The following is a 21,554-nucleotide window of genomic DNA, read 5'->3' on the forward strand; positions in this document are numbered from 1 at the left end:
TTTTTTCTTATTTTAAAGTGGCTTTTTTATTGTGTTAGAATTGTAAATTTATCAGCTTAAAAAAATAATATGAAAACTGGAATTGATGCTATTGCATTTGATATAGCAAAAATACATTTACCTATTAAAACATTGGCAACAACCAGAAATATTGAGCCTGAAAAATTAGAAAAAGGATTAGGATTATTAAAAATGACATTGCCTGATATGCATCAAGACACAGTGGTTTTTGGTGCGAATGCTTTAACAAAATTAATTTTTGAACAAAATATTAATCTAAATGATATAGCTAGAATTTATGTTGGAACCGAAAGTGCTATTGATAGTTCAAAACCTATAGCTTCTTTTTTAAGCGCTCTAATAGAACAAAAATTTGGAACCGATTGTCTAGCTGAATGTGATGTGGTTGATTTTACTTTTGCTTGTATTGGAGGTGTAGATGCGCTTCAAAATTGCATTGATTTTATTCGTCTAAATCCAGATAAAAAGGCCATAGTAATAACGACGGATATTGCTAAGTACGATTTAAATTCTACTGGTGAATATACCCAAGGTGCTGGTGCAGTTGCTATGTTGGTGACTTCAAATCCAAGGATTATTGCTTTTGAAAAAGACTGGGCAACTAGTACAAAAGGGGTTTTTGACTTTTTTAAACCTTACAGGAATATCAATAAAGAATTGATTACTGGAAATAATGCTAATGAAAATTGGTTTGATAATTTAGAGGCGGAAATTGAAATTCATAAGGACCAACCTGTTTTTGACGGACAATATTCGAATCAGTGTTATATGGACCGTACTAGAGAGGCTTATTTTTCATTTAAAAAATTGAAGAATACGGAAGAAACTGTTTACAACACTTGGTCAAGTATTATTATGCATTTGCCTTATTCGTTTCAAGGTAGAAGAATGTTGTCTGAAATTTATGCTTTGGATTCGAAAGAAATGGAAATGGATATTCATAGTTTGAATTACCAAAATAAATTAAAAGAAGTAAGTAAGTCAGAAGCATATCAAAAAATTGTTTCTGAAAAATTACAACCAGCTGAAATAGCTTCTTCAATTATTGGTAATCTTTATACAGGTTCCATTTTCATAGGATTATTGTCTACATTATCTCATTTTTATGATACTAATAAAGAAATTGAAGGCTTGAAATTTGGTTTTTTAGCGTACGGAAGCGGTTCCAAATCTAAAGTTTTTGAAGGAACGATTCAATCGAAATGGAAGGAAGCATTGAAAAAGGTTCAACTTTTTAAAACATTAGAAGAAAGTCAAGAAATTGATTTTGAAACTTATGAAAAACTGCATAAAAAAGAACAAAAAGCAAGTGTAAGAACTCCTAATAACGAATGGATTCTCGATTCAATTGAAAAGGAGAATCCAAATTTATTAGGAGCTAGATATTATAAATGGATTGATTAACTAACTCTTTAACTATACTTCTCCATATATTTATTCACAATCAAATCCGTATTTTCATTACGGATTTTTTGTTCCAATTGTACTGGTGGTGCTGCTCTTTGCAAACAATCTTTAACCGCACACGTTTCGCAAGTAACACCAACTACTTGTTTTACAATCGATTCACTATCAATAAAATTGAATTTTTTCTTTAAAGTTGGGGTTATCAAAATTCCAACAGAAATACTTCTAATATGATTTTTCTTAAAAGGATCTGGTGTGGCTGATGAAAATACTAAATATTCATTTTTACTGTTTTCGTAACATGAAATTTGGGCATCAAAAAAGTGTTCTTTTTTTTGTTTTAAAGACTCTACGATCGTGCGAACCGAAACCCATCTTCTGCAATAATGTTCGTTCATTTCATTAGCATGTGGCTCTTGTTGGTTGGTAATGTGAAGCTCTTTTTTAATCTTGTAATTATCCGTTCCAATTTTATGTGACATTCTAAGGAAGAATAAATTCTTTAATTGAAAGTCTTTTGGTAAAAGATTCGTTAATCTTTGGTAAAAGGATTCTGGAGAAACTTTAAAATCTGTTATTAACTGAACAAATTCTTGTGGTTTCGGATTTTCTTTGGCAACAAAAATATTAAGTTTATCAATCATCTTTTTTCTAGGCAACAATAAAGCACCCGCAAAATAAGAAGCGTAAAAATTGTTTAATACTTGGTCAAAGTTTTCAAATTTGATCCAGCTAAAGGTATATAGTCTTTCTTCAATTGCTAAATAATTATAGGCGATTTCTTTGGCAAATATGAATGCTTTCTGCGAATCATCAACGTCAGTTGAAATTAATAAGGTTTTACTTTTGGTAACGAAAATAGAACGTAAATCTCCCAATTCGTTATGTTCATTAAAAACTAAATCTTCTATCTTGTAATTATATTCCTCTACTAAAATCGATTTTAATTCTTCTACAGATATTTCTGCTTCTAAATCAATATGAAAAGCTTTGGCAAAATCCACTACTTTTTGCTCCAAATCATCAAAATAATTATTCTGAGCTTCTTGGTAGGAACGTAAAGAAGCTAAGAAAAAACTCTCTCTAGATAAATTGTAATGCTGGGCAATCTCAATTATCGTACTTATAAATGCATTTACTTTGGCAGGAGCATTGGCAATAATATCAATTAAATCACTTTCTTCAATACCAAAAATATCTAACGGAATTTCTTTTAATATTCCTGAATTTAGGATTTCTCCAATTGGAGCTAGGTGATTATCCAATTTTAAAGATACCATATTGTCATAAGGAACCTCTAATTTTTCAGATAAAAGTATAATCTTATCCGTTTTTGGATATTTTTTTCCTTTTTCAATTTCGTTCAAATACGATTTGGATAAGCCAGTGATTTTGGCTAAACCAAATAAAGACAAATTCTTGTTTGTACGAGCCTGCTTGAGTTTTAGCCCAAAAATCAGTTTGATATAATCTCTTTCTAAGTTCATAATTTCAAAGATACGCTATTATTTAAAATAATAAGAAAATAATTTTTTTACATTTTAGCGTACGTTCGCTTGTTTTGTAAAAAACTTTTTCATAATATTGTACCAACAAAAACAATAAGTCATGGAAAATCAACTAGAAACAACAGCAAAAACATTCCAATTAACTAAGGAATCCACTGAAAAATTCCCTGCTATTTTAACCGAAGATGCTATTCTTTTCTTAACTGAATTGCATGACGTCTTTAATAAAAAGAGATTGGTACTTCTTGAAGAAAGAAAAGTACAACAACAAAAATTTGATGATGGTGAATTGCCATGTTTTCCAAAAGAAACTAAAGACATCAGAGAAAAAGATTGGTTTGCAGGAACTACACCAGAGGATTTATTAGACAGAAGAGTTGAAATTACAGGTCCAGTAGATAGAAAAATGGTCATTAATGCTTTAAATTCTGGTGCCAAAACGTTTATGGCGGACTTTGAAGACAGTACTTCTCCTACATGGAACAATTTGATGCATGGTCAACAAAATTTAAAGGATGCTGTTAACAAAACAATTTACTTATTTGACGAAAAGAAAAATAAAGAATACAAATTAAATGAGGAAACGGCAGTTTTATTAGTAAGACCAAGAGGTATTCATTTAAATGAAAAGCACATTCTTATTAATGAGGAAGAGACTTCTGGTTCATTGGTAGATTTTGGATTGTATGTATTTCATAATCATAAAGCTTTAACAGCAAATAATACAGCTCCATATTTCTATTTGCCAAAATTAGAACATTATTTAGAAGCAAGATGGTGGAATGAAGTTTTCGAATTTACAGAAGAATACTTAGACATCAAAAAAGGAACACTAAAAGCAACTGTTCTTGTAGAAACCATTACAGCTAGCTTTCAATTGGATGAAATAATATATGAATTAAGAAATCATATTGTAGGTTTGAATTGTGGTCGTTGGGATTATATCTTTTCTTATATCAAAAAATTCAGAAATAACGACAAATTTATTGTACCTGATAGAGACCAAGTGACTATGGTAAGTCCGTTTATGAAGGCTTATTCTGAATTGGTTATCCAAAGATGCCATAAAAGAAACATTCATGCTATTGGCGGAATGGCTGCTCAAATTCCAATTAAAAATGATGAAGCTGCCAATGAAATTGCTTTTAATAAAGTAAAAACGGATAAAGAACGTGAGGTCAAAAACGGTCATGACGGCACTTGGGTAGCACATCCTGATTTAGTTGAAGTGGCTATGCGAATTTTCAATGAAAATATGCCAACAAAAAATCAGATTCACGTTAAAAGAAACGAATTAAACATAACTGAAGCGAATTTGTTAGAAGTGCCTCAAGGAACTATTACTGAAGAAGGTGTTCGAAAAAACATCAACATTTCAGTTTTATATATTGCGTCATGGCTTAACGGTCAAGGTGCAGCAGCTTTAAACCATTTAATGGAAGACGCAGCTACAGCAGAAATTTCTCGCTCCCAATTGTGGCAATGGCTTCGTAATGGTGTCACTTTAGATAATGGAAAAGTATTAACAGAGAAATATTATGACAAAATTGCGATGGAAGAATACGAAAAGATTAGAAATGTAGTGGGTGACGAAAATCATGAAAAACACCAATATAAATTGGCTGAACAGATCCTAGATATTTTAGTTGTCAATTACACTTTTATAGATTTTCTAACACTAACAGGATACAAATACATATAACACAACCTATATTAATAAAGAAATGAAAACAGTAGAGACAAGAATTCAGGAATTAGTTACAGATTGGTTAACAAATGAAAGATGGAAAGGTATTGAGCGTCCGTATACAGCTGAAGAAGTAGTGAAATTGCAAGGTTCTTATAAAATAGAGCATAGTATTTCAAAATTAGGCGCTGAGAAACTTTGGAAAAAACTGAATAACCAAGATTTTGTAGCTGGATTAGGTGCTTTAACAGGAAATCAAGCCATTCAAGAAGTAGAAGCAGGTTTAGAAGCGATTTATCTTAGTGGTTGGCAAGTTGCTGCAGATGCAAATGTAGCTGGAGAAATGTATCCAGATCAATCGTTGTATCCTGCAAATAGTGTTCCTCTTGTAGTGAAAAGAATAAACAATGCGTTATTGAGAGCCGACCAAATTCAGGTGGTGAATCAAACAGCAGAAAAAGATAGAAAAGATTATTTAGTGCCAATTGTTGCTGATGCAGAAGCTGGTTTTGGAGGAAATTTGAATGCTTTCGAATTAATGAAATCAATGATTGAAGCAGGAGCAGCTGGTGTTCACTTTGAAGATCAGTTAAGTTCAGCAAAAAAATGTGGTCACTTGGGCGGAAAAGTATTAGTGCCAACACAAGAAGCTATCAATAAATTAATTGCTGCTCGTTTAGCAACAGATGTTATGGGAGTTCCTGCTTTAATTGTGGCTCGTACAGATGCTGATGCAGCCAATTTATTGACAAGTGATATTGATCCAAGAGATGCTAAATTCTTAACAGGAGAAAAAACAAGTGAAGGTTTCTTTCATGTGAATGCTGGAATTGAGCAAGGAATTGACAGAGGATTGAGTTATGCTCCTTACGCTGATTTAATTTGGATGGAAACTAGTAATCCAGATTTAAAATACGCGAAACAATTTGCAGATGCGATTCATGCTAAATATCCAGGAAAAATGTTGGCTTACAATTGCTCGCCTTCTTTCAATTGGGCTGCTAAATTAAGCGTTGCAGAAATGGAAACTTTTAGAGAGGATTTGGCTGCAATGGGTTATAAATTTCAATTCATCACTCTAGCTGGGTTCCACGCTTTAAATACAAGTATGTTTGAATTATCAAAAGCGTACAAAGAAAGAGGAATGGCTGGATATTCTGAATTACAAGAAAGAGAATTTGCTTTACAAAAAGATGGTTTCAAAGCTGTAAAACACCAAGGATTCGTAGGAACAACTTACTTTGATGCGGTTCAAAATACCGTTACTAACAATAGATCTTCAACTACAGCAATGAAAGATTCTACTGAAGTAGCGCAGTTTTAATATTTTTAGTATAATTTGGTTTGACGAAAAAGCCTTGAGAAATTTCTCAAGGCTTTTTTATTGTTTTTTAATTTTATAAGATTTAGTTTAAAAAGTTATTACCTCATGCCTTCTTACTCTCAGTAACCCCCAAACTCGTAAAAACTTCTTCTCCACTTTTAGTCAAATGAATAGAATATTTTGCTGGAAGTACGTATTGTTTTCCATTTTTAGCTTTTTCAAAAGTAGTTTTTTTGTCTTTTTTCTTCCATTTGGCAATTACATCATCAGAAAGAGTATAATCATATTCTACTAGATTTAATCCCTTTTTTGCAGTTACTTTTTTAGAAAAAATCTCTAACCCTGTTTCATTTTTTATAGTGATTTCAACTGTGTCATTAGAATTGGAATAAAAGCAAATTTCCGCTTTTGGTTCGTAAGGTTTTCCCCATTGGCTCCAACTATTACCCCATCGTTCTGATTTTTTTACATCAGGGACCTCGTAAACATATAAAGGTTTAGTAGTGATTTCTGATGTTAGTTTTTGTAATTTATCAATACCAACTTTATATAAAGATCTACCATGTGTTCCTACAATTAATTCTTTAGCTTTTGGTTGGATGACTAAATCATGAACCGCTACATTTGGCATGTCTGATGAGAAGTCTTCCCATGTTTTTCCCTTATCTAAAGAAACAAATAAACCATTATCTGTACCAATAAATAAAAGGTTTTGATTTTCTGTATCTTCTAAAATAACATTCACTGGACTTTGTGGTAAGTTAGCACTAATGTCTTGCCAAGTGGTTCCAAAATCTTCTGAAACATATACATAGGTTTTGAAATCATCATTACGATAGCCGTTTAAAGTTGCATAAACCCGTTCCTTTTTGAATTTGGAAGCTTTGATTCTAGAAACCCATAAATCCTGTGGTAAAGCATCTGAAATTTTATTCCAAATAACACCTCCATCTTTGGAAACATGAATCAATCCATCGTCTGAACCTACATATAATAAGCCAAATTGTAAAGGATTTTCTGAAATGGAAGTAATGGTTCCAAAAGCTACATTGCCTTCTACTGCTCCTTTAGTTACATCTTCTGAAATTTTTTCCCAAGTGTCTCCTTGATTCATAGAACGATGTAAGAAATTGGAACCCATATATAAAATATCTTGATTGTGAGAAGACAACAAAATAGGGGTTTGCCAATTGTATCGCAGTGGTTTTTCTCCCGAAGTTTCGGGATTGTCAGCTTTGGGAGAAATGAATTCTTGTTTGTTTTTACTTCGATCTATTCTATAATAATTTCCAAATTGAAAACCAGTAAAAACAATATTAGAATTGCGATTGTCTATTTGTACTTGCATTCCGTCTCCACCCATGATGCTTTCATATGGATATTTTCCCTCAGCTTCCCAGTCATCTGACTTGTGGTAATTATTATTGGCTACCCAAACACCATTGTCTTGTAAACCTCCATACACATTATAGGATTCATTGTGGTCTACATTTACAGCATAAAATTGGCCCACTGCCTCATTATTGCATTTTATCCAATGTGCTCCATTGTCGTAACTGATATTAATTCCACCATCGTTTCCGTTAATAATGTGGTTTGGATTATTAGGATTTATCCAAGTAACGTGATGATCAGCATGAACATTTTCTTTTGAAATACTTGTCATTGTTTTACCACCATCTTCTGAAAAAAGTAATGGAACACCTCCAAAATAAATACGATTTTCGTTCTTTGGGTCAACCGAAATATTTCCAAAATAGTAGCCATAACTATAATACAAATCATCTATAAAATTTTCATGCGTGCGCTTCCAAGATTTTCCACCATCAACAGATTTATATATTTCGCAACCTATTACCTCCGTTTCAAAAAGGGCTTTGTTGGCATCTTGTAAAATCTTTTTCACCTCTTTAGGTTGTACATCTCCTTTTTCAACCCAATTTTTTATTGTTTCTGCTCTGTATTTCTCTCTTAAACCATGCTTTTTTAAATACGCATTGATTTCTTTATTTGATTTTTGAAGGAAAACTTCACCAGGAGTATTAAACATTTCTGGTTGAGGTAATTTTGATTTTTCAGTCGTTTTTTCGGCAGGACGATTGTTCTGATTATCCAAGATAGCATATATAATGTCTTTGTTGAAAGTAGCCAAACCAATTCGTCCCACTCCTTCATTATTTGGGAAATCACTCTCCGCTGTCGAAATTAATTTCCAAGTGTTTCCTGCATCTTCACTTTTATAAATACCAGAACCTTTTCCGTTTCCTTTGAAGTTCCAAGCTTTTCTTTCACGTTCCCAAGCGGCAGCATACATGACATTTGGATTGTCTGAAGCTACTGATAAATCAATTATTCCTGTATCTGGATTAATGAATAAAGTTTTTTTCCAAGTTTTTCCTCCATCAGTTGTTTTAAAAATACCTCTTTCTTCATTTGGAGTATATAAATGACCTAAAGAAGCCACTAGAATTTCGTTGTTGTTTTTTGGATTCACCCAAATTCTACTAATATGATGGCTGTCTTGTAAACCAATATTTTCCCATGTTTTTCCTTTATCAGAAGATTTTAAAACCCCAATTCCTGCATAAGAAGAACGAGACGAATTCACTTCTCCAGTTCCTACCCAAATGGTTCCTATTTTCCAGTCTACTGTTACTGAGCCACAATTTATAGTTGGTGCAGTGTCCATTACAGGTTCAAAAGATGTTCCGTTATTATTGGTGTACCAAAGGCCTCCAGAAGCATAAGCTGCATAAAATTCGATAGGGTTTTCAGGATTAACAGCTACATCAACAATTCGACCACTCATAATGGTTGGTCCAATGTTTTGTAATTGAACTGCGGAAAAATCTAAATCTTGACTAAAAGAAGTAAAGGAAGCGGATAAAAAAAACACCCAGTATATTAACTTTTTCATAGAAAAAAATATTTTCTCGAAAATAGCTAATTTATTGGGTATTCTAAAATTTTATTAGAGGATTATGTTATTAAAGACCTAAACTTATTATTGCTGGATCATCTAAATCATAGGCATAACCTCTCCAAAAAGGTTTGTTTTGTCCAAAATATTTCCAAACAACTTCTTTGTTTGACGTTACTTCCCAATAGCCATAATCTCCTTCTGTTATTAAGGTGTTTCCGTTTTTAAGTCTAACAGCACCAGATATTTTATCATAAAATAGATTGGAGTCTGTAAAATTCCAAACAATTTGGGGTTCATTTGAAGAAGTGGTGGATAATTGGAAGTTTTGTGGTAAAGACAGTTCAAAAACAGTCGATTGATTTATGTTTGTTCCATTACAATAAACTAACATGTTTCCTTTTCCAGGAACCTCTTTTTCTATTAAATTTGGGAAATGATTGTTAAAAAACATTCTTTCACCAAATGAATGATTATAAGCTGTTGGGTTACCAAAACGATATAATAAATCACCTCCTTTGTTATAATTACCTCCAGAACTCGTTGCTGCTTCAACAGTAGTAGTGCTATGGTCTATTACCCAAACTTCACTGTAGAAATTTACACTCATATAAATTACATCTTTGTCTTCGTCATAATCTATTCCATTAGCATGCATGATATCACCATCAACCCTATTGTTGTATGAAAAGTTTATTCGGTTAGGATTTTGATTTATTAATCCATAGTTGTCTAAAGTGTTATTGGTGTCTTGAACAACATGATCGTAACTATGCCACTCCCAAACTAGTTGATTTGTTATCGGATTTATTTCATATAGAGCTTCAGGGAAGATATCATTTGCAACTTCAATACCATAATTTAAAGCTTCTATTACAGTCAACTTCTCCCAAACTTGAAATAAAACATTTCCATTTGGCAATAATTCTAAATCATGGTGTCCCACTTTAAAATTATCTGCACATGTATATTCCCATTTAGTTGAGCCATCTGAATTTAAAATGCGAATAATTCCTCCAGCTCCTCCTATAGTTATTGGAGAAATATTTTGTTTAAACATGGCGATTAATTCTCCATTAGGTAAAATTTCAACATCATTTCCTAATCTCAAATCGAAGTTCCATTCTTTTACTTTAAAGCCTTCTTTGTTTAAGATATAAGCATTTTGTGATCCATTTTCAATTGCGAAAACATAGCTGTTATCTATTTTTTCAGCGTTATAAATTTCTATTTTTTCATCTAATTTAACTGTGGTTCCATTATCTTTTACATTATCTTTTGAACAACTAATATTAAGAGTCAAAATGAACAGAAGTAGGCCTCTATGATATATTCTCATTTTCATTGTTTTTTTAATTTGTAAATATAAGTTTTTTGTTTTAAACGTTTTTTTTAATTTTTAAGGTAATTGTTAGTGTTTATATTTTTAAATTTATATGCTATAAAATGGCTTTTTATGTCTGTTGTAAATTTTAGCGAAAGCTATATTGATTTTTTTAGAAATATTTTAAAAAATGATTCGTTAGAGAACGAAATGAATGTGGCCATTCAGTGTTTTGAAAAATTCATATTAAAGAAAAATGAGTTTTTAGTAGTGGAAAATGAAGTCTGTAACTATTTTTGTTTTGTAGAAAGCGGTATTTTACAACATGCAATTATTGTTCAAGAAGAAGAAAAAACGACTTATTTAGCTTTAAAAAATTCGGTTACTAGTTCTTTAAATAGTTTTTTACATCAAGTACCTTCTAGAAAAAGTATTAAAGCCATTGCAGATGCTACTTTATATGTTGTTACGCTTTCTGTTTTCAATGATTTAATAAAAAACAACCAAGCGTTTCATCAGTTTTACTTCAATTTAATTGAGAAGCAACTTTGTTTGATTGATGATTATCGTATCGACTTACTAACACTTACTCCTGAAGAACGTTATAAAAAAATATTGGTAAATGAAACGAAACTTTTACAAGAAGTGCCTTTACATTACTTAGCTTCTTTTTTAGGAATTTCTACTAGACATATGAGTCGCATTCGTAAGAATATAATCTAGAATTTTTGGAATATAAATTTAAGAAATTTCTTAAATCTGTTTTCCGATATTCAGTAATTCATGTAAAGTAAAAATAAAGCCATTTGGCTACTGATTCAAAAAAATAGTTTGTGTATTTTTGATGAATAGTTTATCTAATGCTCTAACAATCGAGAAATCTTAAAATCTAAATAATGAAATACCATCAAATAGACAAAGACTTATTTATAAAAAATCGTAAAAAGTTTGTTTCAAAAATGAAACCCAATAGTGTTGCGGTTTTCAATTCTAATGATATTTATCCTGTTTCTGCTGATTCTACTTTGCCATTTGCACAACATCGTGATATTTTTTATTTAAGTGGTGTGGATCAAGAGGAAAGTATTTTATTACTTTTTCCTGATGCTCCTTATGAGAATTTGAGAGAAATTTTATTCTTAAAAGAAACTAATGAACATATTGCGGTTTGGGAAGGGGAAAAATTAACTAAAGAGAGGGCTTTTGAAGTATCTGGAATTAAATCAGTGATTTGGTTACAAGATTTTCATAAGACGTTGAAAGAAGTGATGACGTATGCTGAAACGATGTATATCAACACTAACGAACATTACCGTGCGACTATTGAAACAGAAACTCGTGAAGCGCGTTTTGTAAAATGGTGGAAAGAAAATTATCCAGCACATAAAGTAGAAAAATCAAATCCTATTTTGCAACGCATTCGTTCGGTTAAAGAAAGTGAAGAATTGGATTTAATCCAAAAAGCTTGTGATATTACTGAAAAAGGGTTCCGAAGAATTTTAAATTTTGTGAAACCTAATGTCATGGAATATGAAATTGAAGCCGAATTTGCACACGAATTTTTAAGAAATCGTTCCAAAGGTTTTGCATACACACCCATTATTGCTTCTGGAAATAATGCTAATGTTTTACATTATATAGAAAACAACCAACAATGTCATGCTGGTGATTTATTGTTACTTGATGTTGGTGCTGAATATGCTAATTATTCTAGTGATATGACAAGAACGATTCCAGTTTCTGGAAAATTTAACGATAGACAAAAAGCGGTTTATAATGCCGTTTTGAACGTAAAGAATGAAGCTACTAAAATGTTGATTCCAGGAACACTTTGGAAACAATATCATATAGAAGTGGGTAAATTAATGACTTCTGAATTATTAGGTTTAGGCTTGTTAGACAAAGCGGATGTTCAAAATGAAAATCCAGATTGGCCAGCATATAAAAAATATTTCATGCACGGAACTTCACATCATATGGGATTAGATACGCATGATTATGGTTTGTTGTATGAACCGATGCAAGCCAATATGGTGTTCACAGTAGAACCAGGTATTTACATTCCTAATGAAAAATTTGGTATTCGTTTAGAAGACGATGTAGTGATTCAAAACATAGGAGAACCTTTCAACTTAATGCGTAATATTCCTATTGAGGCAGATGAAATTGAATCGATATTGAACAGTTAAAAATTAATTAGTCGCTAGTAATTAGTGATTAGTTTTAAAAATAACGACTCACGATTGTGGGTCGTTTTTTGTATAGTCCTTCATCCAAAATTTTGACACATTAACTTCTCAACTTCATCAATAAATCATTTTGAATTTTAAGCACTTTGTTTTCTTCTTGTAACTGAGCTATGATTTGGTCTTTTTCAGAAACTAAACTTTTATCTTTTCTGTTTTTTGTTGTAAAATCTTCTGGAAGTTGGTCTGCAATTTCTTTAAAAAAGTTGTGCTTTAAAGCATAGCAAATCTCAATTAATATACCCGTCTGAATACTACTGTTTCGAGTGTAATTCAAAATAGAAAGACCTCTTCTATTAATGGCATTGCCTAGTTCGGTTTTATTAATTTTATGTGACTGTATATAATCTGTCAGTATTTTTCCTGTATTAATATTGTTTTTTCCTTTTTTCATATCCTTTTTACAATTATGGAGAAGCAATTAAGTATTCGATGCACATTAAAAGCATCATAAATGACTGTTTTATAGTCAAAAGTGATATTTTTACTATCAAATTTAATAATAAAAGTAATTATATAGTTACTTTTAACTTATATTTTGATATTTTAAATATTAAAAATGAATAGTATAGTATTGAAGATATTATAAAAAGCGTCAAAATTGATATTTTTAATGTCAATTAAAAAGTATTTTAAAGAAATGGTGCTGCTTTTTAATGAGACAATTTTTTTTATTAAACTTTAAAATTCCTACTGACAAACTGTTGTCATATAGCCCATTTACCTTTGTGTCATAATTTAAAAAAATAAACATTATGAACACTACAACAGCACCTCAAGTGATTAGTCCGGCACAATTATTAAAACATTGGCAAGGGCATCGTGCCTTAACTAGACATGTAATTGAAGCTTTTCCTGAAAAAGATTTTTTTGAGTTCTCCATTGGTGGCATGCGAACTTTTTCAAAGCTAACTTCAGAATTGTTATCTATTGCTGTTCCTGCTTTGAAAGGAATTGTAAATCGCGCTGAGAAACCGTATTCAGAAGAGGAAACAGAAACGCTTACAACAAAAGCACAGTATTTGCAAAAATGGGATGAAGCAACGGAAGAAATCAATCAGTATTTTAAACAAATTCCTATTGAAGATTTTGAAAAGACTTTTAATCTTTTTGGGCAATATGAGTTTCCTATCATTGAAAATATTTTCTATTTTATAGATAACGAAATTCATCATCGTGGACAAGGTTATGTGTATTTGCGTGCCTTAGGTATTGAGCCACCTTTCTTTTGGACAAGAGAATAGTTTTTGAAATGTAATAAGTATTTAAAACAAAAAGATGACAAAAAGAGAAAAAATTGAATTGGCCATAACAAATTTTGTTCGAGGAGGAGACAATAGCGATGTTGATTTATTAGAAAGTGTCTTACATCCTCATTTTAGAATTACTAATAATGGTTTCATGGGAACATCTGGAATCACTATCATCGATAAAGAAAAATATATAGCTACTATTAAGGAGGGGATTTTTGGAGGTCTACCTAGGAAAATGAAGATTGAAGCCATTGATGATTTTGAAACCATAGCCTATGTAAAATTAAAATTAGAAAGTTCAGAAAACTATTTTATGTCTTATAATTCATTAGTTTTAGATACAGATAATGAATGGAAATTGATAAATAATCTTGCTGTTGTTGAATCTAAAGACACGATTTAGGACAGAAACAATTAAAATAGAACACTTTTAGGTTTCTATTTTAAAAAGCCGAAAATGACTAGCATTATTTTCGGCTTTTTTTATTTTAAAAGATTAATTTTATAGGATTCTAACATTTCAAGCATTCTTTCTTTTAATCGTTGAGGTTCTATAATTGTAGCATAATCGGCAAACATTAATAGCCATCTTGAAAAGCCGTTTTCTAAATCTCTACATAAAAAAGTCATTTCAATTTTATCTCCTATTTTTTTTTGTGAGACAAAACCGTGGTATTTTTTTTCATAATCAAGATATTTTACAATTTTTTTATCTACTAAAAGAACTACTTGAGTTGTAGGACATTCTTTTTCTTTATTGAGATATTCTTCCAAAGGCTTGTGCTCTTTGATAAATGCAATAACTGTTTTTTCAATTCCTTGAATTCTATCGGCTCTAAATTGTCTGTAATCGTTTCGTAAATGACAAAAACCAAAAATATACCAATTGTTATGGTCATGATAAACACCAACAGGTTCAATAATTCTTTCTGAGCTATCAGCATCAAAAGCTTGGTATAACAATTTCACTTGTGTTTTGTCGGCTATACTTTTGAATAATACACTCATAGCGTCTGGTACTTTTTCGTTGAATAAATGTACAGAAGGTTGTTGAACAATTACTTTAGATGCAATAGAAGAAAGCCAATCTTTATCTGTGTTTTTTAAAACAGATTTTATTTTAAACATTGCTGAAGCATAGTGTTTCCCTAATTCTTTATCGATAAAAGTTTCCATTAATTTTTCAGAAGCGATGAAACTAGTTGCTTCTTCACGAGTAAACATTACAGGAGGTAATCGATAACCATCTACTAATGAATAGCCAACACCTGGTTCACTATAAATAGGAACACCAGAAGTTTCTAAAGAGCGAATATCTCTATAAATGGTTCGTAAACTTACCTCAAACCGATCTGCTAATTCCTGAGCTTTTACAATTCGTTTGGATTGTAGTTGAATTAGGATGGATATTATTCTGTCAAATCGTTTAGGAGATTCATCTAACATAAATGTCTTTTTTTTCAAAATTAACTATTTATGTGAAATTAATTCTTTCATTACTTACTTAATTCTATTTTTGCATTCATGAAATTAACCACATATAAAAATAGTAAGATTCATTATACCGATTATGGAAAAGGAAAGACAGTTGTTCTTTTACATGGTTTTTTAGAAAACAGTAAGATGTGGAATGCTTTGGTTCCAGAATTGATGCAAAAAAATAGAGTTATTTGTATTGATTTGTTAGGACACGGTCAAACAGAGTGTTTAAGTTATATACATACTATGGAGGATATGGCTGATGTAGTACATCACGTTGTTCAAGAGTTAGATTTAGAAGAGGTTATTTTAGTAGGTCATTCCATGGGCGGTTATGTTGCTTTAGCTTTTGTTGAGTTGTTTCCAGAATTGGTAAAAGGAATGGTTTTGTTGAATTCTACTGCAAAAGAAGATAGTGCAGAAAGAAAAGCAAATAGAGATCGTGCAATATTTGCTGTTAAGCAAAATTGTAAAAATGCTATTAGTATGTCAATTGCGAATTTATTTAGTGAGGAAAACAGAACTAAATTGGTAAATGAAATTGAATGGGCAAAGAATGAAGCGCTTCAAACTCCTTTACAAGGTATTGTAGCAGCTCAAGAAGGAATGAAAATAAGAAAAGACCGAGAACTGTTATTACATACAACATCGTTTCCTAAAACACTTATTTTGGGTAAAAATGATCCTGTTTTAAATTATGAAGAAAATAAAGCACAGGTTAAAAATACTAATGTTAAGTTGGTAACTTTCAATGACGGTCATATGAGTCATTTCGAGAATAAGGAAGAACTGCAAAAAGTTCTTTTAGATTTTATGAAAGTTTTTTAAATAGTTTCTTTTAAAGGAACTTTATTATCTATTATCTCTAAAATCAAACTTATTATTTCAGTTTTAAAAGCTTCTAAAATTTCTTCTGTTATATTGGTTTGGCCAACTATTCCACGTCCTTTTCCTAAGGTAAATGGCATGAAACCTTCTTTCATATTTTTAAAAGAAATAATACCTGCTTCAACGGGATAGTTTTCGTTATTTTTAAACATTAGAGCATAGCATAGCAGTTGAATAATCTTTTCGTTTTTAATTTCAGAAGTTAATCCCTCAAAATCATTAACTTTTAACGAGTTTGCTTCTACTTTACCTGTTTTATAATCGATAATTCGAATGATGTTATCTCTTATTTCAATTCGGTCCACATTTCCTGCTATTTTAATTGGATAAGGCAATCTTTCATCTTGAATTAATACTTCAAGCTTTTCTTCTAAAGCGATAATTTTTACAGCTTCTCCAGCTTCGATAGCTGTTTTTTCTACTTGTAAAAAATTGTAAATATTTCTTTTAGCTACTTCAAAAGCTAAGAGATTTTTCCCTTTTTTAATTTCCCCTTCTTTATAGACTAATTTGAATTGTTCTAATGTGATATTATCAATTTTGGAAATCATTTCTTCAAGATGATGAAGTGCTAGAAATTTATTTAAATAAGGTTGGTATAGCTCTTCTAAAGTCTCATGAATAATTGTCCCTAATGTGTTTACGGCAATATTTTCTTCTACTTCGTCCATTTCGTTTATGCGTAAAACTCTTTGAAAATAGAATTGAATAGGGTTGCGAATGTATGAGGTTAGTGAAGAAGGGGAGAATCCTTTTACAGTAGCAATTTCGTGTAAACGTTCTAACATTAATTCTGATTTGGGAACATTTATGATGCTATATGCTTTTTCAGGTAAAACAGCATTGTAAATAGAATGTGTTATGTTGTGTTTTGGTTGTTTTTCGATTTCTAATTGGGTTATAAACCTACTTTTTTCTCCAGCATCAATTCCTTCATTATCTGTGTTGTATAGCAAATAAATATTTTTAGCTCTGTGAAGTAGATGATAGAAATGATAACTATAAATGGCATCTTTTTCTTTGTAAGTGGGTAATCCTAATTCACGTTTTACATCATAAGGAATAAAAGAATTTTGTGATTTTCCTGAGGGGAATTTGCCTTCATTCACAGAAGTGATTATTATGTTGTCGAAATCAAGTACTCTACTTTCTAAAACACCCATTATTTGCAAGCCAGTAAGAGGTTCTCCTTCAAATGAAACTTCAGCTAAATCAATTACTTGTTTGTACATTTCATACAAGGCTTCAATAGAGTTTATTTTGCCTTCATACGTTTCGCAATAATTGATAAGTTTATTAATTACTTTGAATATAGCATATACAAATGATTTTGTTACTTTATCTTCTTCATTTTCTTTGTTTAAACAATATTTTATTTGTAATAAAATTGTACTTATGCGAGTTAATATTTTTAGTGGATCATTGTCCCATTTAGTAAAAAGTAAATCAAAATACTCATTTTGTTGATGCTTGTATTTTTCTTCTTTTAGACGGAATAAAGTTTCTAAAGAAAAAAAGGTAAAATTGTTATTATGTATGGTTTGTATTACTTCATTAACATTTATGTAAGGTTCTACTAAAGGATGGTTTAATACTTCTAAAACTTCTTTATAATAAAAAGTGTAGTTAGAGGCATTCCTGCTAATTGCATTAGCATGTAGTTTAAATAGTTTTGAAATTAATAATTGGGCTGGATTATTTTTTCCAGAATATCCCATCGTAATATTTAAAGTATTTACCGAATTAGGTAAAGCGTATAAAACAGGAATTAATAGATTTTCATCTCCCAAAACAATTGCTGTTTTGCTATTGTTTTCGTTTTTAAGAGTTAGTTTTTCGATTATTTTGCCTGCTATTTTTGCCTGACCAATTGTTTTGGGTGTACCAATTATATTTATGTTTTTCTCTTGTTGGAAATCTTCAGAAATCCATTCAAAAGGTTGGGTAGAATAATTTTTCCATTGATTTTTAAAACGTCTGATAAATAAACCAGCGTCATGGTAAGGATTGTTAATGAAGTAGGAATCAATATCCCAATATATTGATGCTTTGTTGTTTGTGAGTAAATGTAAGATTATTTTTTCTTCTGCTTGATTTAGTGCATTAAAGCCAGCAAAAACTAGTTTCTTATTCAGTAAATTCTCTGAATAAGATTTAAGGTTTTTAACAGATTCACGATAAATTAAGCCTTGATAACCCACTTTTTTATTTTTGAGATAATTATATAATGAGTTATAGTATTCTGGTATTTTTTTCCAAAAAGCCAGATGATTATCTATTAATGATGTAGTTTCTTTTGGTTGTAAATCCCAGCGTTTAAGTGCTTCAATGTCTTTTAAGTAGGAAAAAACAAAATTAGGTTCTAGTAAATAACGATCAATCTCATTAAAATCTTGTAATAATGTTTTAGCCCAATTGGAAAACATAGTAAAGTTTAGAAGATCATCCTTTTTAGTTAATGAACTATATACTTCATAAAATTCAAAAAGTAGCTCAATAGAATCAACAACTCTTATTCCTGAAATTTCTTGAATTAAATCTTCAATACTTGTTATTTGAGGGGCAAAAATAGTTTTGTTAGTCTGTTTGTTAAGGCTGTCTAATAAGAATACTTTTGCTCTTTTATTAGGCAAAACAACAATTATATCTTGTAAATTATTGTCAAAACTGGTAAGAATATGTTTTGAAAGTTTGTCTAAAAAAGTATCGTTTATCATTGTATAAAAATAAAAAAAACGCTCCGATTTATCGGAGCGTTTTAAAATTATTTTTGAGAGGAAATTATTTTACTAATTTCACTTCAACTCTTCTGTTGTTAGCTTTACCTTTAGAAGTTTTGTTTGTATCAATTGGGAATTTCTCACCAAATCCAGTAGCACTTAATCTAGTAGCATCGATTCCGTTTTCAATTAAATAAGCTTTAACAGCTTCTGCTCTTGAAGTAGATAACACTTGGTTAGTCTCTTCACGACCGTCAGAGTCAGTGTGACCTTCAATTGAGAATTTAGAATTTGGATACTCTTTTAAGATAGCTGCAATAGCTTCTAAAACTGGGTAAGTTTGTTGTTGGAAAGTTGATTTACCTGAATTAAATAATATTGTTTTAGCGTAATCATTTAATTTTTTAACAGCTTCGTCAGAAACTTCAGGACAACCGTTGTTAGCAACAGTACCAGCTACAGTAGGACAAGCATCATCTTTATCAAATACTCCGTCACCGTCACCGTCAGGCCATGGACAACCTTTGTTAGCTCTTTCTCCTTTAACAGTAGGACATTCATCATCTTTGTCAGCTACACCGTCACCGTCTGCATCTGGACAACCTTTCATGATTTTAGTACCAGCTACTTCAGGACAAGCATCTTCATTATCGATAATTCCATCACCATCAGTATCAGGACAACCGTTAAATTCAGCTGGACCAGCTACTTCAGGACAAGCATCATCTTTGTCAGCAATACCATCACCATCAGTGTCAGGACAACCGTTTAATTCTTTTAAACCAGCCACTTCAGGACAAGCATCATCTTTGTCATAAACACCATCACCATCAGTATCTTTACCACCAAATTTGAAAGTAAGACCTGCGAAATGTTGAATATGAGTTGGAACGTCAGCGTCAGCAACTCTATCTTCATCAAATGAATGTTTGTAAACAGATTGTAATTGAAGACCAACATTTTCAGTAAACCAAAAAGTTAATCCTAAACCTCCATTAACAGTTCCTGCAGATGCATCTCCAACGAAATTGTATCCACCTCCAACATTAATAGAAGGATCTAACCAAGTAGATTTGATTAAATCTTGAAAGCTATATTTGATTACAGCATCAACTGCATAATAAGATAAGTCACCAGGATTTAAAACAGCATCAGTATTATCTGTCCCAGGAACTCTCTCTAACCATTTATCAATTTTGTTAACCGAACCTGTTAATCCAACAGAAAATCCATCTCCAACATATCTTGATACGTTTAAATAAGATACAGATGGTAAAATGTTCCAATTGTCTTTAGCGTTACCCAATTGGATGAATTGTGGGCTAGAATTACCTTCGGCACTTACCTTGGTATCAACCGCGTTTGCTCCAAAGGACACAGCCCATGGATTGTCACCGTTTTGTGCTTGCGTTGATAAACCAGCAAGCAATAAACCAGCAGCAAATAATTTGTTTAGATGTTTCATACTTTATTAATTAAATTACAATGCGTTATAATTAGAACAAAAATACTATTTTTTTTTAAATACAAAAAGTTTTGTTAAAAAAAGTAAGGGGTAATTAAGTTTTAACTTATTATTTTCAATGATTTACCTACTTGTACGAATGCATTTATAGCTTTGTCTAAGTGTTCTTTTGTGTGAGCAGCAGATAGTTGTACTCTAATTCTTGCTTTTTCTTTTGGTACAACAGGAAAAAAGAAACCAATTACATAAATTCCTTTTTTTAACAATTCATCTGCCATTATCTGTGAAAGTTTTGCATCATATAGCATAACAGGTACAATTGCAGAGTCTCCATCTATAATGTCAAAGCCTGCATTTTTCATTCCTTCTTTGAAATAGTTAGTATTCCATTCTAGTTTATCTCTTAAAGAAGTGTCTTTTTCTAATAATTCAAATACTTTTAATGAGGCTCCCACAATTGATGGAGCTAATGAATTTGAAAACAAGTATGGTCTTGAGCGCTGACGTAATATTTCAATGACCTCTTTTTTTGCTGTAGTATATCCTCCCATTGCTCCTCCTAATGCTTTTCCTAAAGTTCCAGTAATGATATCAACTCTTTTCATTACACCTTTCGCTTCAAGTGTTCCTTTTCCAGTTGCTCCTATAAATCCAGCTGCATGACATTCATCAACCATTACCATTGCATCATATTTATCCGCAAGGTCGCAAATTTTATCTAAAGGAGCTACTAAGCCATCCATTGAGAAAACTCCATCTGTTACTATCAGTTTAAATCTATGTCCTATTTCGTTAGCTTCTATTAATTGAGCTTCTAAATCTGACATGTCATTATTTTGATAACGATAACGTGCTGCTTTACATAAACGAACTCCATCTATTATAGAGGCATGGTTTAAGCTGTCAGAAATGATGCAATCTTCTTCTCCCAATAAAGGTTCAAAAACACCTCCATTTGCATCAAAAGCGGCTGCATATAAAATGGTGTCTTCTGTTCCATAAAATTTAGCTATTTTTTGTTCAAGCTCTTTATGTATATCCTGTGTTCCACAAATGAATCGAACAGATGACATTCCAAAACCATGAGTGTCTAATGCGTCTTTTGCAGCTTGGACTACTTCAGGATGTGATGATAGTCCTAAATAATTATTGGCACAAAAATTTAGAACAGTTTCTCCTGTTGCAATTTTTATTTCAGCTCCTTGTGGTGATGTAATGATTCTTTCTTTTTTAAATAGGCCATTTTCTTGAATGGTGTTTAATTCATTTTGTAAGTGTTGCTTTATTTTACCGTACATTTTATAAAAGGTTT

At 31.2% G+C, this 21,554-nt stretch carries 16 protein-coding genes; 8 read left to right on the plus strand and 8 right to left on the minus strand.

The genetic code is table 11. The features are described 5' to 3' along the window. Positions 1–69 precede the first annotated feature (69 nt). Positions 70–1,425 (plus strand): hydroxymethylglutaryl-CoA synthase family protein, encoded by a 1,356-nt coding sequence (locus FIA58_RS16680; protein WP_140963833.1) that lies wholly within the window; start codon positions 70–72, stop codon positions 1,423–1,425. A gap of 8 nt (positions 1,426–1,433) precedes the next feature. Here FIA58_RS16680 and FIA58_RS16685 read toward each other — a convergent pair whose 3' ends face one another. Continuing rightward, the gene (locus tag FIA58_RS16685) at positions 1,434–2,915 is read right to left on the minus strand and encodes a helix-turn-helix domain-containing protein (protein ID WP_140963834.1); all 1,482 of its coding nucleotides are present in this window, start codon (positions 2,913–2,915) and stop codon (positions 1,434–1,436) included. A 121-nt stretch (positions 2,916–3,036) separates the two neighbouring features. Between FIA58_RS16685 and aceB the strand changes: the two genes are divergently transcribed. Both aceB and aceA read left to right on the plus strand, forming a co-directional pair. Continuing rightward, on the plus strand, positions 3,037–4,638 hold the full coding sequence (gene aceB / locus FIA58_RS16690) for a malate synthase A (RefSeq protein ID WP_140963835.1): 1,602 nt from the start codon (positions 3,037–3,039) through the stop codon (positions 4,636–4,638). 22 nt (positions 4,639–4,660) lie between these two features. Beyond that, a complete protein-coding gene (gene aceA, locus FIA58_RS16695) occupies positions 4,661–5,947 on the plus strand; it encodes an isocitrate lyase (RefSeq protein ID WP_140963836.1) in 1,287 nt (428 codons plus the stop codon). Between the two features lie 103 nt (positions 5,948–6,050). Here the strand turns inward: aceA and FIA58_RS16700 are convergent, their stop codons facing one another. Continuing rightward, positions 6,051–8,864, minus strand: a complete 2,814-nt coding sequence (locus FIA58_RS16700) for a VPS10 domain-containing protein (protein WP_140963837.1) — start codon at positions 8,862–8,864, stop codon at positions 6,051–6,053. A gap of 70 nt (positions 8,865–8,934) precedes the next feature. Continuing rightward, positions 8,935–10,206 carry an aryl-sulfate sulfotransferase gene (locus tag FIA58_RS16705; protein WP_165928939.1) on the minus strand — a complete coding sequence of 424 codons (1,272 nt, stop codon included), beginning with the start codon at positions 10,204–10,206 and terminating at the stop codon, positions 8,935–8,937. A 117-nt stretch (positions 10,207–10,323) separates the two neighbouring features. Here FIA58_RS16705 and FIA58_RS16710 point away from each other — a divergent pair, with 117 nt between their 5' ends. Together FIA58_RS16710 and FIA58_RS16715 are read left to right on the plus strand one after the other, a co-directional pair. Next, entirely contained in the window at positions 10,324–10,914 is a 591-nt protein-coding gene (locus FIA58_RS16710) for a Crp/Fnr family transcriptional regulator (RefSeq protein ID WP_140963839.1), read from the plus strand. Positions 10,915–11,087: 173 nt separating this feature from the next. Beyond that, entirely contained in the window at positions 11,088–12,380 is a 1,293-nt protein-coding gene (locus FIA58_RS16715; protein ID WP_140963840.1) for an aminopeptidase P family protein, read from the plus strand. 100 nt (positions 12,381–12,480) lie between these two features. Here the strand turns inward: FIA58_RS16715 and FIA58_RS16720 are convergent, their stop codons facing one another. Next, complete coding sequence (locus tag FIA58_RS16720; protein ID WP_140963841.1) at positions 12,481–12,831, minus strand: hypothetical protein; 351 nt, start codon at positions 12,829–12,831, stop codon at positions 12,481–12,483. Between the two features lie 361 nt (positions 12,832–13,192). Here FIA58_RS16720 and FIA58_RS16725 point away from each other — a divergent pair, with 361 nt between their 5' ends. Then, on the plus strand, positions 13,193–13,681 hold the full coding sequence (locus tag FIA58_RS16725) for a DinB family protein (RefSeq protein WP_140963842.1): 489 nt from the start codon (positions 13,193–13,195) through the stop codon (positions 13,679–13,681). A 34-nt stretch (positions 13,682–13,715) separates the two neighbouring features. Then, positions 13,716–14,093 carry a nuclear transport factor 2 family protein gene (locus FIA58_RS16730; protein ID WP_140963843.1) on the plus strand — a complete coding sequence of 126 codons (378 nt, stop codon included), beginning with the start codon at positions 13,716–13,718 and terminating at the stop codon, positions 14,091–14,093. 80 nt (positions 14,094–14,173) lie between these two features. Here FIA58_RS16730 and FIA58_RS16735 read toward each other — a convergent pair whose 3' ends face one another. Next, positions 14,174–15,154, minus strand: a complete 981-nt coding sequence (locus FIA58_RS16735) for a helix-turn-helix transcriptional regulator (protein ID WP_317167926.1) — start codon at positions 15,152–15,154, stop codon at positions 14,174–14,176. A gap of 60 nt (positions 15,155–15,214) precedes the next feature. Between FIA58_RS16735 and FIA58_RS16740 the strand changes: the two genes are divergently transcribed. Then, positions 15,215–15,997 (plus strand): alpha/beta fold hydrolase, encoded by a 783-nt coding sequence (locus FIA58_RS16740; RefSeq protein ID WP_140963844.1) that lies wholly within the window; start codon positions 15,215–15,217, stop codon positions 15,995–15,997. Here the strand turns inward: FIA58_RS16740 and FIA58_RS16745 are convergent. The 3 genes from FIA58_RS16745 to kbl form a co-directional block, all read right to left on the minus strand. After that, positions 15,994–18,774 (minus strand): PD-(D/E)XK nuclease family protein, encoded by a 2,781-nt coding sequence (locus tag FIA58_RS16745; protein WP_140963845.1) that lies wholly within the window; start codon positions 18,772–18,774, stop codon positions 15,994–15,996. The two genes, FIA58_RS16740 and FIA58_RS16745, sit on opposite strands and share 4 nt — an antisense overlap. A gap of 64 nt (positions 18,775–18,838) precedes the next feature. Next, positions 18,839–20,242, minus strand: coding sequence for an OmpA family protein (locus FIA58_RS16750; RefSeq protein WP_140963846.1), 1,404 nt, complete (start codon positions 20,240–20,242; stop codon positions 18,839–18,841). A gap of 101 nt (positions 20,243–20,343) precedes the next feature. Beyond that, positions 20,344–21,540 (minus strand): glycine C-acetyltransferase, encoded by a 1,197-nt coding sequence (kbl, locus tag FIA58_RS16755; protein ID WP_140963847.1) that lies wholly within the window; start codon positions 21,538–21,540, stop codon positions 20,344–20,346. Positions 21,541–21,554 lie beyond the last annotated feature (14 nt).

This window comes from Flavobacterium jejuense (assembly GCF_006491595.2).
Taxonomy (GTDB): Bacteria; Bacteroidota; Bacteroidia; order Flavobacteriales; family Flavobacteriaceae; genus Flavobacterium; species Flavobacterium jejuense.

Bases quoted from the DNA above. Each gene is read 5' to 3' on its own strand.
- FIA58_RS16680 (WP_140963833.1), top strand. From the start codon at position 70: ATGAAAACTGGAATTGATGCTATTGCATTTGATATAGCAAAAATACAT.
- FIA58_RS16685 (WP_140963834.1), bottom strand. From the start codon at position 2,915: ATGAACTTAGAAAGAGATTATATCAAACTGATTTTTGGGCTAAAACTC.
- aceB (WP_140963835.1), top strand. From the start codon at position 3,037: ATGGAAAATCAACTAGAAACAACAGCAAAAACATTCCAATTAACTAAG.
- aceA (WP_140963836.1), top strand. From the start codon at position 4,661: ATGAAAACAGTAGAGACAAGAATTCAGGAATTAGTTACAGATTGGTTA.
- FIA58_RS16700 (WP_140963837.1), bottom strand. From the start codon at position 8,864: ATGAAAAAGTTAATATACTGGGTGTTTTTTTTATCCGCTTCCTTTACT.
- FIA58_RS16705 (WP_165928939.1), bottom strand. From the start codon at position 10,206: ATGAGAATATATCATAGAGGCCTACTTCTGTTCATTTTGACTCTTAAT.
- FIA58_RS16710 (WP_140963839.1), top strand. From the start codon at position 10,324: ATGTCTGTTGTAAATTTTAGCGAAAGCTATATTGATTTTTTTAGAAAT.
- FIA58_RS16715 (WP_140963840.1), top strand. From the start codon at position 11,088: ATGAAATACCATCAAATAGACAAAGACTTATTTATAAAAAATCGTAAA.
- FIA58_RS16720 (WP_140963841.1), bottom strand. From the start codon at position 12,831: ATGAAAAAAGGAAAAAACAATATTAATACAGGAAAAATACTGACAGAT.
- FIA58_RS16725 (WP_140963842.1), top strand. From the start codon at position 13,193: ATGAACACTACAACAGCACCTCAAGTGATTAGTCCGGCACAATTATTA.
- FIA58_RS16730 (WP_140963843.1), top strand. From the start codon at position 13,716: ATGACAAAAAGAGAAAAAATTGAATTGGCCATAACAAATTTTGTTCGA.
- FIA58_RS16740 (WP_140963844.1), top strand. From the start codon at position 15,215: ATGAAATTAACCACATATAAAAATAGTAAGATTCATTATACCGATTAT.
- FIA58_RS16745 (WP_140963845.1), bottom strand. From the start codon at position 18,774: ATGATAAACGATACTTTTTTAGACAAACTTTCAAAACATATTCTTACC.
- FIA58_RS16750 (WP_140963846.1), bottom strand. From the start codon at position 20,242: ATGAAACATCTAAACAAATTATTTGCTGCTGGTTTATTGCTTGCTGGT.
- kbl (WP_140963847.1), bottom strand. From the start codon at position 21,540: ATGTACGGTAAAATAAAGCAACACTTACAAAATGAATTAAACACCATT.